This is a genomic window from Oleiphilus sp. HI0061, from assembly GCF_001635675.1.
Map to the genome: position 1 here is coordinate 1 of NZ_LWFE01001073.1, position 899 is coordinate 899.

The following is an 899-nucleotide window of genomic DNA, read 5'->3' on the forward strand; positions in this document are numbered from 1 at the left end:
CATTGGTACGCCCGTTCAAATAAAAACGCTGCTCTCTCAACTATTGAGACACTTCTCGACCAATCAACTAGCCTGCCATTTTCACGATACCTACGGCCAAGCGCTTGCCAATCAATACGCAGCCCTAGAGTTAGGCTACAGAACTTTCGATACCTCAGTAGCTGGCTTAGGTGGTTGCCCCTATGCAACCGGAGCCTCTGGAAATGTCAGCACAGAAGACACCGTTTATATGCTCCAGGGGGCTGGCATGGAAACAGGTATTGAGCTAGACAAGCTCATTGAAGCAGGAAACAGAATTTGCAATGCAATTGGCCGAACTAATCAATCAAAAGTAGCGCTCGCATTAAAATAACCAGACTCGGAACAGCACGACATGAATCAGCAAAATAACGAATGCCTTTGGCAACCTAGCATAGACCGCATATCGCAGACAGAACTGACTCGATTCATGTCTTATCTAAATCAGCAAAGCGAACATTCATTTGAAAGCTACGATCAACTCTATCGTTGGTCTGTCTCTGATAAGCAGGCATTCTGGTCACAGCTGTGGGATTTCTTTGATGTCAAAGGTCATAAAGGCGAACTCACCTTGCTTAATGAAGACAAGATGCCGGGTGCGCAATGGTTTCCAAATGCGACCTTGAACTTTGCCGAGAATCTGTTGCGCCAAGCTGAAAGCAGCCCTGCATCGATAGCGATTGTTGAACGTGGCGAGCATGGCCTTAGAACAGAGCTTAGTTACCAGGAACTACTCCAGCAGGTTAATAAGTGTGCCACATATCTTAAGCAAGTGGGCGTAGCAAAAGGCGATGTGGTAGCCGGCTTCCTACCAAATAGTTGCTATGCGGTGATTGCCATGCTTGCTACAAGTAGCCTCGGTGCAATCTGGACATCCTGTT

At 47.1% G+C, this 899-nt stretch carries 1 protein-coding gene and 1 pseudogene; both read left to right on the forward strand.

Annotated elements, in window-relative coordinates:
- Window positions 1-352 (forward strand): annotated as a pseudogene (locus A3735_RS14960) (hydroxymethylglutaryl-CoA lyase); the annotation flags it as partial.
- A gap of 21 nt (window positions 353-373) precedes the next feature.
- Window positions 374-899, forward strand: a 526-nt coding sequence (locus tag A3735_RS14965; protein WP_156499689.1) for an AMP-binding protein, incomplete at its 3' end; no start/stop codon positions are given.